The 14,493-nt window shown below is 35.9% G+C and carries 13 protein-coding genes; 10 read left to right on the top strand and 3 right to left on the bottom strand.

Annotated features, from left to right (window positions below; genetic code table 11):
- Positions 1-55: 55 nt before the first annotated feature.
- Positions 56-2,095 carry a glucoamylase family protein gene (locus VL047_RS03995; RefSeq protein ID WP_325358761.1) on the bottom strand — a complete coding sequence of 680 codons (2,040 nt, stop codon included), beginning with the start codon at positions 2,093-2,095 and terminating at the stop codon, positions 56-58.
- A gap of 222 nt (positions 2,096-2,317) precedes the next feature.
- On the opposite strand from VL047_RS03995, the gene VL047_RS03990 reads away from it, so the two are divergent.
- Genes VL047_RS03990 through VL047_RS03980 form a run of 3 tightly spaced genes read left to right on the top strand, consistent with a single transcriptional unit; the run spans position 2,318 to position 4,995 of the window.
- A complete protein-coding gene (locus VL047_RS03990; RefSeq protein WP_325358759.1) occupies positions 2,318-3,199 on the top strand; it encodes a LiaF transmembrane domain-containing protein in 882 nt (293 codons plus the stop codon).
- A 9-nt stretch (positions 3,200-3,208) separates the two neighbouring features.
- On the top strand, positions 3,209-4,249 hold the full coding sequence (locus tag VL047_RS03985) for a sensor histidine kinase (protein WP_325358757.1): 1,041 nt from the start codon (positions 3,209-3,211) through the stop codon (positions 4,247-4,249).
- 2 nt (positions 4,250-4,251) lie between these two features.
- Entirely contained in the window at positions 4,252-4,995 is a 744-nt protein-coding gene (locus tag VL047_RS03980) for a LytR/AlgR family response regulator transcription factor (protein ID WP_325358755.1), read from the top strand.
- 3 nt (positions 4,996-4,998) lie between these two features.
- On the opposite strand, the gene VL047_RS03975 is transcribed toward VL047_RS03980, so the two are convergent.
- Entirely contained in the window at positions 4,999-5,499 is a 501-nt protein-coding gene (locus tag VL047_RS03975) for a TlpA family protein disulfide reductase (RefSeq protein ID WP_325358753.1), read from the bottom strand.
- Between the two features lie 133 nt (positions 5,500-5,632).
- On the opposite strand from VL047_RS03975, the gene purN reads away from it, so the two are divergent.
- The 7 genes from purN to rodA all read left to right on the top strand — a co-directional run bounded on the left by purN (position 5,633) and on the right by rodA (position 13,556).
- Positions 5,633-6,229: a phosphoribosylglycinamide formyltransferase gene (gene purN, locus VL047_RS03970; RefSeq protein WP_325358751.1), complete on the top strand. Its 597-nt coding sequence runs from the start codon at positions 5,633-5,635 to the stop codon at positions 6,227-6,229.
- Positions 6,230-7,762, top strand: a complete 1,533-nt coding sequence (gene purH, locus VL047_RS03965) for a bifunctional phosphoribosylaminoimidazolecarboxamide formyltransferase/IMP cyclohydrolase (protein WP_325358749.1) — start codon at positions 6,230-6,232, stop codon at positions 7,760-7,762.
- A 128-nt stretch (positions 7,763-7,890) separates the two neighbouring features.
- On the top strand, positions 7,891-8,913 hold the full coding sequence (locus tag VL047_RS03960) for a rod shape-determining protein (protein WP_325358747.1): 1,023 nt from the start codon (positions 7,891-7,893) through the stop codon (positions 8,911-8,913).
- A gap of 91 nt (positions 8,914-9,004) precedes the next feature.
- Entirely contained in the window at positions 9,005-9,841 is an 837-nt protein-coding gene (mreC, locus tag VL047_RS03955; protein ID WP_325358744.1) for a rod shape-determining protein MreC, read from the top strand.
- Entirely contained in the window at positions 9,834-10,346 is a 513-nt protein-coding gene (gene mreD, locus VL047_RS03950; RefSeq protein WP_325358742.1) for a rod shape-determining protein MreD, read from the top strand. Before mreC ends, mreD begins: the two co-directional genes overlap by 8 nt.
- Complete coding sequence (mrdA, locus tag VL047_RS03945; RefSeq protein ID WP_325358740.1) at positions 10,343-12,307, top strand: penicillin-binding protein 2; 1,965 nt, start codon at positions 10,343-10,345, stop codon at positions 12,305-12,307. Before mreD ends, mrdA begins: the two co-directional genes overlap by 4 nt.
- Entirely contained in the window at positions 12,288-13,556 is a 1,269-nt protein-coding gene (rodA, locus tag VL047_RS03940; RefSeq protein ID WP_325358738.1) for a rod shape-determining protein RodA, read from the top strand. The genes mrdA and rodA overlap by 20 nt, the downstream gene beginning before the upstream one ends.
- Here the strand turns inward: rodA and VL047_RS03935 are convergent.
- Positions 13,553-14,473, bottom strand: a complete 921-nt coding sequence (locus tag VL047_RS03935) for a hypothetical protein (RefSeq protein ID WP_325358736.1) — start codon at positions 14,471-14,473, stop codon at positions 13,553-13,555. The genes rodA and VL047_RS03935 overlap by 4 nt on opposite strands.
- Positions 14,474-14,493 lie beyond the last annotated feature (20 nt).

The raw sequence follows: 14,493 nt of genomic DNA, 5'->3' as shown, positions 1-14,493 counted from the left end.
GCAAAGATAGAATATTTTTGTTTTATAATATTATAAATAAGAAAATAATATTGTGTTAATTTAAACTCGTTGAGTCTGCTTCAAATAAAGCATTAACAATTCTATTAATATCTTGGTCTTGAGCAAATAGCTTCCATATCAGATCTGTCTTTCCATTCTCGATCATGATAGCCTCCGTTCCGAAACGAATTCCTTGTGTGTTTAAGGACAGCTTATTTTCTTTTAGATTGATTGTTCTAAATCCATACTCACTCCAAAATAAAGTTGGGTATTTTCGATAAACTTCCATTAAATTCCTAAGAGCTAAATGGGGTGTAAAAGGATAGGCACTAACAATTGATGAAGGATCAGTCCACCCTTTTGAGTCAACAGTTAAATTGCTTCCTAAACCATCAGGCAACGAACCTTCTTCCAATGACTTTCGGTACTTGATTAGAATCAGATTATGTAGCTCATTATAATAATTAGCTCCCTTATCATGTTTATCTCTTGGATCAAACACGGCAAATGCGGTTAATAAAGAATCAAGCGGGTCGTCTGTTGTTCCGATTGTTAATGGCAAACCATAGTGAATTTCCTCTGATAAGTTTTTAACTATTGCAATGGAATCATTAAAGGGAATATTATAATTTGGAGAAGCCCAGGCAATCAAATATGTAGATAATGCTTCTCTACCCATTAGAGGTTTAGCTTGTGAAAATTCTGTGTTTACTGACCAATCAGTATATAAGAAAGGGCTTTGGGGCTGTATAAACTTATTCCACTCTACCGCTTTTGAAATGCTTGTAATCTTATTTCTAATGGTCGCTTCGGTTGGATCCTGCGGATTTAGGAATTGCTTCGCTACTAATAAACCTTGTATTAGGTAGGAAGTTCCATCTAAGTCGACTACCGGATTATATGGATCAGAGAAAACCCCCTTTCCTGTTCTTCCATCTATTAAAGCAGGAAAAGCACCGTGAATTGATTCAGCGGATGTAAGAAAGCTACTTATTTTATTGAGTCTGTCAACAAAAACATTACGAGGAATTATTTTCTGATTAACACCACTAATTAATGCCATTATGCCAATTCCGGTAAGCTTGGGAGACACGATTGCGTCATTACGCGCTCTTCTGAATTGATGCATACCACTATTAAACTCCATTCCATCAATATAATACTCAATATTGGCGTGTTGAACCATGTTCAACAGTTCATCACTACTAAGAATTTTCGTCTTAGTTTCCTTCACCGAGCTATAAGGCGATTCTCTATATTGGAAATCAAGCCAGGCAATTTTATAATAATACGTCTTTCCAACTTCCGAAATAACATCACTGTACTTTGTTGCAAAAATTGGACGGATTGCAACGGGTTGAAAATCCTTATTATTTTCGGATCGGTATATTTTAATATAGCGTATACTTGGAGTTAAAGGTAATTGCCACGATACATCAATATGTCTCTCAAATGGAAGAACAGATTTTAAAACTGCTGCACTTGTTAATTTATTGCTTGGGGTTCTAGAAGGCAATATTTCAATTTGATCAATATAGATCTGATGCTCTTTAGTATCCATTCCATGTTGAAGAAATCGTATAGCAGTAATTTCAGGATTATCATTTAAACCTCGAATCTTACTTATAGGAACCTCAATTGAAAGCCAAGTATTTTCCTTGAAGTCGCTTATATAACCTTCAAGAAGTATCGGTTCTGATATTAACGAATCCGTCTGAATTAATTGAAATGCAGGCAGTTCATTGATCGTAGTTTTAGACTCAACATATAACTTTAAGATTAACACTCCATTCCTGGAAACTTGATATTTCTCAGGATAGAAAACATCTGCATGCCAATGGCCTTGTGCAGATGAGATATAGTTTAAAGACAAAGCATTATTTGGAGTGAAGAAAACTGAATCCGAAACAGGCAAACTATTTCTAATGTTTCTGATCCAACTATTTCCTTGATATTGAACCTCACTACCAGAATAACTAGTTGGTAAAATACTATTCTCAAACAGAACCTCTGGATAGTTTTCTGCAATTGATGATAGTGGAACACTTATAAGGGAAAGAAAAAAAGCTAAATAGAAGATAATAATTCGTTTCATATTTTTTGTTGACAAAGAACTGCACACAAAAACTAAGCCAGCACAATATAATAAGATATGCTTATATTAGTTTACATAAAACTGATATGGTTTATAACCTTAAGATATCAATTACCATTTACCGACAAAATTACTTAGTTCACCGATTTATTAAGGTGATATAACTATTTACTCTTTAGGCATTTGATTGAGGTAACTATATTTGAAGAAATTATTAATATAATGAAAAGAAGAAATCAATCAATCCAAGGCTCTCGTTCAGGAAAAAAATTCATCGGGCTAATTATTATCCTTCTAGGAGGATTATTGCTTATTGATAGAATCATCCCGGCACTTTCATTAGGTTGGCTTTTTAGCTGGCCGATGATATTAATTATCGTCGGGTTATTTATCGGTGCCAATTCCAAGTTTGAAAATGTAGCTTCTTATATCCTAATTATACTGGGGAGCTTTTTCCTATTAAATAACTTTTTCGACTTTAGACTGGGGCCCTTAATTTGGCCAATCATCCTTATTTTTGTTGGTTTTTGGCTTATTAAGGGTCGGCCACAAAGGAATCGTTCAGGCATTCCACCTATACCTCCTGATTCACCATCTGATGATTTCGTTTGGGACAGAAGAGTTAAAGATGAAAATGATGTTGAAGAAGAACAGCCCCAGGAGCCTTCACCGGTAAATGATGAAGGTGAAAACAAGAATGAAGACGATTGGAATAAAAATAACTCTTACAACAAAAGAGGCTCAGAAAACTACCATGAATATACAGATGACTATATAGATTCTACCTCCATTTTTGGAGATGCTAAACACTCGGTCGTTTCTCAACAGTTTAAAGGGGGCGAAATAGTAAATATTATGGGAGGGTCAACCATCAATTTGATGTGGGCTGACCTTAAAGAGCCGGCAACCTTGGAGGTTGTTCAGCTCTTTGGCGGCACTACCATAATTACCCCATCGCATTGGGTTATCAAACCAGAAATGGCATCCGTTTTCGGAGGAATTGAAGATAAACGTTTCCGTACACATGCAGCACCCGACAGAACAAAAGTATTATACATCAAGGGAACCTCTATCTTCGGAGGTATAACTATTAAAAGTATCTAACTTGCAAGTATGTCTCAATCTAGCCAACCTATTTTAAGGCATAGGTCTTTACTCCTAAGTTGTGCAATCATATTCGGTGGCTGGACAATTGTGCAATCTATTACACTCTTCTGGTATGAAATTCCTCTTTATATTGCAATAATAGATAGTATTATATCTGCGGCTACTATAACGGTAGCTTGCTATGTAGTTGCAAATGCATTACATTACTACCAACCCGGAAATGAGAAGGTTCTCTATATTCTAGTTTGGGTTTTATCGCTTTCAGTTTTCAGCATCGTCATTATCCGTTATGGAATTGGATGGAGCATCCCGAATAATGATTATCAGCAATTTGTTGACTATTCTATTCTATTAAGATTTCTTGCAGCAAGTTTATTAATCGGGTGGATGGCTCTTATGAATGTTTTATGGAATATCCAACAAAACAATAGCGAATCAGAAAAGCGTAAAGTTGATGCAGAAAAGATAGCCCGGGAGGCAGAGCTATATAATTTAAGACAGCAATTACAACCTCATTTCCTTTTCAATAGTTTAAACTCTGTTATTGCTTTAATTAGCACCAAACCAGAACAGGCAAGAACGATGGTTTTCCAACTATCTGATTTCCTGCGAGGAACCTTACATAAAGACGATCAAAAGTTATTGGGGCTTATGGAGGAAGTAGAACATCTTCAACTTTATCTTGATATCGAAAAAGTTCGCTTTGGGCATCGTCTCAATGTAGATATTCATATTGATGAAACTATTAGGGATTCACAACTACCAGCAATGATTGTGCAGCCACTATTGGAGAATGCTATTAAATATGGACTATATGACACCATTTCACAAGTTGATATTAAAATAAACGTTCAGAGGAAAGACAACATGTTGATGATTCAAATTAGCAACCCCTTTGACCCAGAAAATATACATATACAAAAAAGCTCTGGATTTGGACTTAGAAGTGTTGAAAGACGTCTATTTTTAATCTATGGCCGGACAGATTTATTACAAACCCGTGCTGAAAAGGAAACCTTTACAGCAACTATTACAATTCCACAATAACCATGATCAAAGCATTAATCATTGACGACGAACCTCTTGCTAGAAGTATTTTATTAGAATACATAACAGATTTCCCGGAAATTCAAGTTGTAAAAGAATGCAATGATGGGTTCGAAGCGGCGAAAGCAATTGCAGAATTTGAACCGGATTTAATTTTCCTGGATATCCAGATGCCTAAAATAACGGGGTTTGAATTATTGGAATTGCTTGAGAACCCTCCTCCTGTCATATTCACAACTGCTTATGAAGAGTTTGCCATACAAGCATTTGAACAACATGCCATTGATTATCTTCTGAAGCCTATCAGTAAAGCCCGCTTTACTAAAGCTGTACAGAAATTTATAGCACAGAACAATGCTAGTAGTTATCAAGAAAAAACAAAGTCTTTCATTCAAAAAGTCGCTGATAGCAATCGCTATATAGACCGCGTATTGGTACGAACAGGAAACAATATCAAAATAATACCAGTAAGCAAAATAAACTATCTGGCTGCGGATGATGATTACGTATGCATTTATACAGATGAAGGAAGTTCTTTAAAGAAGAATACGCTTTCTTATTTCGAACAGAATCTCGATGAAAAAGAATTCGTAAGAGTACACCGTTCATTTATCGTACGGATAAATCAAGTTATACGTATCGAACCTTATGATAAAGATGGACACAAGGTTATTCTTAAAGACAAAACCTCTGTTAGCGTAAGTAAATCCGGTTATTCTAAGCTTAAAAAAGCATTAGAAGGTTAGATACTATTTATTAACTGCAGCAATTACCTGATCAATGCTATTTTCGCCTTCCATAAAGGCTTTTAATTTACGATCTGGTCCATATACATATAACGCAGGATATTGCATTGGCTTAAACTTGGAAAGAAACTCGTATTTGCTATCTAATAACACATGAACATTAGGCTGATCACGCATTTTACTTCCATAAGTATTCATGAAATCAGTAATGATTGCCTTATCCTGTTGAGAAACCATGTAAAAGGTAGCGTCTTTAAATTGAGAGAAATTTTCTCCCATTGCGGTAATTTCATTTCTACAGTGGATACACCCTGTATCAAAAAATACAAAAACAACGTTACCCTGTATTGCTAAACTTGTTCTTGTAACAGGAGTATTATCAGCTATATTCAGAAAGGTAAACTCTGGAACTGATGCAGGAGCATTAGTAGCTTCACCGCTATTACTATTACAACCTGCAAAAACAAATATCGATAACAATGTAAATAAGGCAACACGTAGCATAAACTCTGTGATTTAACGTTTATAATAATTAGTAATGAAATTCTATTGCCAAAAATATAAAAATAAATCAATTTAAGTTTATATACTTTTCCTATGTCAGTCTATATTAATATCTTTGTGAAAAATTCATAATTTGAAGAAGCGCATCGCCATTTTCGCATCCGGATCGGGGTCAAATGCTCAAAAAATCTTAGAATATTTCAAAGATCACAGTTCTGCTGAAATTTCTATTATTTTAAGCAACAATCCTGATGCCTATGTATTACAAAGAGCGGATAATTTCGAAATACCTACCCATGTTTTTGATAGAGATGAATTCTATCATAGTGATAACATTTTGAATTTATTAACAAGCCTTCAAATTGATTTAGTAGTTTTAGCAGGCTTTCTATGGTTAATTCCTAAAAACTTAATTCATGCATTTCCCAATCGGATAATCAATATCCACCCTGCTCTCCTCCCATCCTATGGAGGAAAAGGTATGTACGGAAATCATGTACATCAAGCTGTTTTGGAAGCAAAAGAACCCGAATCCGGAATCACCATACATTATGTAAATGAAAGATTTGACGAGGGTAAAATTATCTATCAGGCAAAATATAGAATCGATCCCGATGATACCATAGAATTAATTCAATTTAAAGGTCAACAGTTGGAACACTTGCATTATCCTAAGGTAATTGAAAATATTATAAAAGAATTAAATACATCATCTCAACAAACACAATAAATGAATCAGCCGGTAAAAATAAAAAACGCCTTAATATCAGTCTATTATAAAGACAACCTGGAATCTCTTATCCACTTACTAAACAAATACGGGGTGAAAATTTTCTCAACCGGAGGGACAGAGAAGTTCATTCGTGATTTGGGAGTTGATGTTACTGCAGTTGAAGATTTAACAGGCTATCCATCCATTTTGGGCGGAAGAGTAAAAACTTTGCATCCATCCGTGTTTGGTGGAATTCTTTCAAGACGTGATAATAATAGTGACAAAGAACAGATCAAACAATATGAGATCCCCGAGATTGATTTAGTTATTGTTGATTTATATCCTTTTGAAGAAACTGTAAAGTCAGGAGCAAGTGAGGAAGATATTATTGAGAAAATTGATATCGGTGGAATTTCTCTAATTCGTGCAGGAGCTAAGAACTTTAAAGATGTTGTAACGCTATCTTCAAGGGATGATTATAAAGAATTTGAAAATATTCTAGCAGCAAACGAAGGATCTACAAGCCTTGAACATCGCAAATACTTTGCAAAAAGATCTTTCCATGTTTCTTCTCATTATGATACAAGCATTTTTGGCTATTTTAATAACAATCAGCCCGACCCATTGAATGTTTTCAAACATAGTGAAACTCAATCTAAGGCTCTTCGATATGGAGAAAACCCACATCAGACAGCAAGTTTTTATGGCAACTTGGATGCTATGTTCGATAAACTGAATGGAAAGGAACTATCTTACAATAATCTGGTAGATGTAGATGCTGCGGTATCTTTAATAGATGAATTCACTGAACCTACTTTCGCAATCTTAAAGCATACAAATGCTTGCGGTATAGCTAGCAATGCTTCAATCTTAGAAGCTTGGAAAACAGCTCTTGCATGTGACCCTGTTTCTGCATTCGGTGGTGTATTGATAAGTAATACAAAAATTGAAGAAGATACAGCAAATGAAATCAGCCATCTATTTTTTGAAGTTCTTATTGCGCCCGAATATAGTGACGAAGCAATTCAGATTCTAACTTCAAAAAAGAATCGGATTATCTTAAGACGTAAAGAAATTGAATTACCAGCTATACAATTCAAGACTTTATTGAATGGAATTATTCAACAAGATAAAGATACAGCCATTGAAAGCATTGATCAAATGGAATGTGTTACCGATCGCAAGCCTCAAGCAAGCGAATTAACCGATTTAGTATTTGCCAATAAAATTGTTAAACATACCAAATCAAACACCATTGTTCTTGTTAAAGATGGCAAATTAATTTCAAGCGGCGTTGGACAAACATCTCGGGTTGATGCACTGATACAAGCAATCGATAAAGCAAAGCATTTTGGCTTTAGCCTGGAAGGTGCTGTAATGGCATCCGATGCATTCTTCCCTTTCCCTGATTGTGTAGAAATTGCAGCAGATGCAGGTGTAGTTGCCGTATTACAGCCAGGTGGATCTATCAAGGATAAAGAGTCGGTTAACATGGCTAATAAGAAGAATATCTCTATGGTTCTTACCGGAGTACGTCACTTTAAACACTAAGCCAATTATTATTTTTATCTTGCTATTGCAATCATGATATTAATATTCATCTTTTAATAGGAATTGTAAGCATTTTTGCAAAAAGGAATTAACTTTACAACCAATATAAATTATAAAAAATTATTTGAATGGGGTTATTTAACTGGTTCACTCAAGAAGTTGCCATTGATTTAGGTACTGCCAATACACTTATTATACATAACGATAAAGTTGTTGTTGATGAGCCTTCTATCGTTGCGTTTGATCGCACAACTAATAAAATAATTGCAATAGGCCGTCAGGCTATGCAAATGGAAGGTAAAACACATGCAAATATCCATACTGTACGTCCTCTAAAAGACGGTGTTATCGCCGACTTTAATGCTGCAGAACATATGATCCGCGGAATGATCAAGAAAATCAACAATGGAAAAGGTTGGTTTTTCCCTTCTTTACGGATGGTTATATGCATTCCTTCAGGGATTACTGAAGTAGAAAAACGTGCTGTTCGTGATTCAGCTGAAATTGCAGGAGCAAAAGAAGTTTATCTTATTCATGAACCTATGGCTGCTGCTGTCGGGATTGGAATAGATGTAGATGAACCCATGGGAAATATGATTATTGATATCGGTGGAGGAACAACTGAAATTGCGGTTATTGCTCTTTCTGGTATTGTATGTGATCAATCTATTCGTGTTGCAGGAGATAATTTCGATTCTGATATTATCAATTACATCCGTCGTCAACATAACATCATGATCGGTGAACGTACTGCAGAAAAGATTAAGATAGAGGTAGGATCAGCTTTACCTGAACTACAGGATCCCCCAGAAGATTTCGCTGTTCAAGGAAGAGATTTAATGACTGGTGTTCCAAAGCAAATTACGGTTTCATATACTGAAATTGCGCATTGTTTAGATAAATCCATCTCCAAAATTGAAGAAGGAATATTAAAGGCTTTAGAAATCACTCCTCCAGAACTTTCTGCCGATATTTATCAAACAGGGATTTATCTAACAGGTGGAGGAGCCTTGCTTCGTGGTTTAGACAAACGTATTCATGCGAAAACTAAGCTTCCGGTACACATTGCAGAAGATCCTTTAAGAGCAGTTGTAAGAGGAACAGGGATTTCTCTAAAGAATATTGGTAAGTTTAAATTTTTAATGCAATAAAAAAAGATAAGAGATTATGAGATTAAGATTGGCGAATGATGTTTCGAATAAACCAAAGCATAATTTCAGATCTCTATCTCAACTTTAAAATATGCATAATCTCTGGGTATTCATAAATAGATACAGTACATTCTTTTTGTTTATCCTGTTCTTCGGTGGTTCTATAGTTTTAGTTGTCCGTAATAATACCTTCCAACGCGCAAATGCAATAAATTCTTCTAGCGAAATAATTGGTTCCATATATCAACAGGTAGATTATTTCAAAGGCTACCTGAGTTTAAATGAAACCAATTTGGCACTTGCACGTGAAAATGCGGCGCTTAGAGCTTTATTAAAAAGTTCTAATTATGATGACAAGGTCATATCCAATATTGCACGGGATACTGCACAACAACCCCAATATTCTTATATCCAAGCTCGAGTAATAAATAATAGTGTCAATCAGAAAAACAATTATATCACAGTAAACCGAGGATCTAAGCACGGAATAAAAAAAGGAATGGGAGTAATTTCATCCAAAGGAATTGTAGGAATTGTTTTGAACGTATCCGAGAACTTTTCTACCATCCAATCTTTATTACATTCAGACACAAAAATCAGTGCTAGTTTAGCAAAAAGTCAGGCTTTTGGTTCATTAGTTTGGGGAACTCAATCATATGATCCTCAAAAAGCACTCTTAAAAGATATTCCCAACCACATCAAAGTTGAAGATAAGGAACAGGTAATAACTTCCGGATTCTCATTATTTCCTCCGGGAATAGTAATCGGAACTGTACTCGAAACCGGACTAAGCAGTGGAAGTAGTTTCCTCGATATCAGCGTATTATTAAACAACGATTTCAGTACATTAAGATATGTTTATATAATTGTAGATAGATTCTCCAAAGAGAAAGAAGCACTAGAAATACAAAATTTAGAAAATGACTAAGCTGCTATTAGAAAATATTCTACGTTTTATACTGCTAATTTTAGCACAGATACTTCTTTTCAAGAACATGGGTTATTATAACCTGGCCATCCCATTCCCTTATATTATGGCCATTATGTTAATTCCGGTTCGTATTTCAAAAGGCCTTCTCTTTTTAATCGCATTCTTAACAGGTCTTACAATTGATGCTTTCTATGACACTTTGGGTATCCATGCAGCTGCATGCGTTACATTAGCCTGGGTTCGAATTATCTTTCTAAACCTAACCTTACAAGACGATGATCATGATTCTGTATCACCGGGAATCGCACAAATGTCTTTCCGCTGGTTTTTAATTTATGTCTTTATATTAAGCTTTTTCCATCACCTAACCTTATATTTATTAGAGAGTTTCTCCCTAAATAACATACTTTCCACTTTAACAAGCATTCTTTTTAGTTGTATATTTACAACAGTTCTAATCATACTCTTTGAGTTAATCTTTTATAGAAGGAAGAAAAGGTGAATAGTTTTTTTGCACGAAAATTCATTGTACAAGGTATTATCATTGCAGCAGCAATAGTTCTTTTATTGCGCCTGTTCTATATTCAGGTGATTGATGATTCCTATTATCTTTCTGCAGAAAACAACGTTCTTCGTAAAGTCATTATTTACCCTGCACGTGGGGTAATCTTGGATAGGAACTCTCAAGTTCTTGTTCAGAATGAACCTGTTTACGATCTTTTAGTTACACCAAGAGATGTAAAAGATATTGACACGGCACTTTTCTGTCAACTGATTGATATCGATAAAAAAGGATTCATCAGCCGTTTTACAAAAGCAAAAAACTACTCTCCCTACCGGGCGTCCATCTTTGAGAAGCAACTTTCAGCAGAAACATATGCTCGTTTACAAGAACATCTCTATAAATTCAGAGGATTTTACGTACAAAACCGTACAGTAAGAAGCTATCCAGATAGCATAGCTGCTCAGTTTCTGGGTTATATAAACGAAGTTACTGACAAGAATATCGAGCAGAGCAACGGCTTTTACAGACCAGGAGATTACATAGGCGTAAGTGGAGTAGAAAGTGCTTACGAAGAACTGTTACGCGGACAGCGAGGCATTCAGAATGTAATGGTGGATGCATTTAACCGTCCAAAGGGACACTTTGCAGATGGAAAATATGATACCCTTGCCGTAGCGGGCGAAGATTTAATGTCATCTCTTGATAAAGAACTGCAAATATTAGGTGAAAAACTATTAAAAAACAAAGTAGGAACTATCGTTGCCATCGAACCTAAGACGGGTGAGATATTAAGTTTTGTTAGCAGTCCGTCTTACGATCCAAATATGATGGTGGGGAGAGAACGAGGCAATAATTACATGAAATTATTGTATGATCCGAATAAACCAATGTTTATCCGACCAATACAAGCGCAATATCCACCAGGCTCGGTCTTTAAAGTTGTTAGTGCATTAATCGCACAACAGGCTAAAATAATAGACGAAAATACTGCTTTCTACTGTCCGGGAGGCTATCGTTATGGCAGAAATGGATTTATGGGCTGTACACACGTTCATGGATCAACTTCTTTAGTATCTTCCATTCAGACATCCTGCAATACCTATTACGGGTATACTTATGCAAAGATGATTGATGGAAGAGGAGAAAAATCCTCCAAAGCTTACGATCAATGGAGGGAGGCTGTACAGAAGTTTGGTATTGGCGTAAAGCTTGGCATTGACTTACCAGGAGAAAATGCTGGTAACCTTCCGGCTGCCGATTATTACACCAAACATTTTGGTAATGATAGTTGGACTTCTGCCTATAACATATCATTGTCTATAGGCCAGGGAGAAATGGGAATAACCCCTTTACAAATGGCAAATATTATGGCCATTGTAGCCAACCGTGGCTTTTATTACCGGCCTCATTTAATCAAATCAATTGGCGACAAAAAGATCGTTAAACCAGAGTTCACTGAAAAAATTTCTGTAGGAGTAGATGCTAAATATTTTGAACCGGTAATTGAAGGAATGAGCCAAGCCGTAAACCGACCTGGCGGAACTGCTTACTCTGTAAAAATAAATGGAATAGAAATGGCGGGAAAAACAGGGACCGCTCAAAATCCACATGGAGAGAACCATGCTGTGTTCTTTGCTTTTGCTCCTCGCGTAAACCCAAAGATTGCTATTGCTGTATTTGTTGAAAATGCAGGCTATGGAGGTGTTTGGGCTGCTCCAATTGCAAGTATGATGGTTGAGCAATATTTAACCGATACGATTACCATGCCTAAGTACATCCAGGATCGAATTTACAATGGAAATCTGATGCCGGCTGTAAAACCTACTGTAATAAAAAAGGAGACAACAGAGAAAGAAACAGATACCGCAAAGCAAACTCCGCTAGAACAAAAACAAGCCCAGAGAATCAGGCAAAACAACAACGCTATATTAGCTCAAAATGATAAATACAAATCGTAATTTCTTTGGTGCTAACATTGATTGGCTTACTATATTTCTATGGTTGGCTCTCTGCATTATTGGCTGGTTTAATATCCATGCGGCTGTTTACGACATTGAAAACCCCAGTATTCTGAGTTTAGATACAAATTACGGGAAACAGTTTATTTTCATATTATCTGCCATTGTATTAGGAGCAGTCATCCTGATTATTGATAGTCGATTTTATAGCTCTGCAGCACCGGTCCTTTATATAATTACCCTCCTTTTATTAATTGTTGTATTATTCATCGGACGGAACGTTGGGGGTAATCAAGCTTGGATTGAACTTGGCTTATTTCGCTTACAACCTTCAGAATTCGCAAAGTTAGCAGCTTGTTTAATACTCGCTAAGTACCTGAATATCAACAGTACCAAAAATCCTAATCTCCAAACTCTAGGTATTGGAACCCTCTTGCTCATAGTTCCCGTAATTTTAATTATGCTACAGCCGGATACGGGTTCCGCACTAACTTTCTTTGCGCTAGTTTTTGTCTTTTATCGGGAGGGTTATGTATCAGGAAGGGTTTTACTAATTGGTGGAATCAGCATTGCTTTATTTGTTTTTACCCTACTTTATACAGAATGGATTGTAATTGCAATAGTAGGTCTTCTTACTATTATAGTATTCTATTTCTCCAGGAAAACCAAGAGTAACATCATCTCCAGTATCGTTATTTTTATTTCAGCTGCGATATATGTACTGGGAGTAGACTTTGCCTATAATAACATTCTCCAAAGCCATCAGCGCAATCGTGTTGAGGTATTACTAGGAAAAATTGATGATCCGAGAGGAGAAGGTTATAATGTTAATCAATCTTTAATCGCCATCGGATCAGGCCAATTAATTGGTAAAGGTTACCTTGAAGGCACACAAACAAAATACAACTTTGTACCTGAACAAAGTACTGATTTTATCTTTTGCACCATTGGCGAAGAATGGGGCTTTGTAGGATCTGCAACCTTAGTATTAATATATGTAGGTCTATTATTAAGACTGATACATATTGCAGAACGGCAACGATCTTCTTTTGCAAGAATATACGGATATGGAGTTGTATCTATAATATTCTTTCACTTCTTCATAAATATTGGAATGACCCTTGGAATTGTTCCGGTAATCGGTATTCCCTTACCCTTTATAAGCTATGGAGGTTCCTCCTTATGGAGTTTCACCATACTGCTCTTTATATTGATTAAGTTAGATGCAAACCGGAAAGGTATAAACTAACCGTAACGCTGTCTTAATATAGCGTACAGTTTTTCTACACTAGCTTGCTTTGTATCCCAACTATTCTTTTGAGCATAGTTAGTTTTTAGAAAGCGGTCAGCATCCTCAAAGCTCTCAAATCGGTTTAATAACTCAATAGCTTCACTATATGCCAAACTATATCCATTAAATAAATCTTTGATAAACATCAGTTTATCATTCAAATTTATTCCCGCTTTAATATCTCTAATCCTACGTGGAGACTCTAAATGGTGCTTCTCCGAATCCATAGCCTTTCTTTGTTCTGAAAGTCGTTCATTCAAACTCATTGGACGCTCACTTTGAACATTCAAAGTCTTCTCTTCAATTATAACTTCATGGGTAGTTTCTTTGATCACTTCACGAGTAGATTCTACCTCTCTTTCAGGAACAGACTTAGGTTCTGGAGTTGGCTCTGACACAGGAGTTGGTTCAGGTTCAAGTTCAGGCTTGCTTTGAGCTTCAACTTCCTCAGGCTCATTTTCTTCTTCCTCTGCTTTATTATTAACAGCTTCAGAAGCTTCTTCTTCAGCAACTTGATCCTCTTCTTGAGAACCATCTTCTTCTTGAATTTCTTCGACTGTTTCTTGAGAATCTAAAACTTCTTCTTCGGCAGACTCACTAATTGATGCTGGAGTAAATATTGTTGGCTCTACCTCCTGATCTGCAATAGGTAAATTTTCTTCCTCTACAGGCTGTTCAGCACGACTTCTATTATACTCTTCTTCAAGCTTACGAAGAAGATTTGTATGTTCCGCAAAGTAAGCAGCGTTTATCTCAAAAAGCTGAAATTCAAGTGGGTTCACATCCTCATTAGGATTTGATATATACTCAAACTTGTCGTTAAGTTCCTTTAATAAAACTCCAACTTTCTCAATAATCTCTTCTTTAGATATCATAATTACAAACTGTTTACCTT

Origin of the sequence: Albibacterium sp., assembly GCF_035514885.1 — a bacterium.
Classification (GTDB): Bacteria; Bacteroidota; Bacteroidia; order Sphingobacteriales; family Sphingobacteriaceae; genus Albibacterium.
Note: the sequence above shows the minus strand (reverse complement) of the source record. Positions and strands in the feature narration are given on the sequence as shown.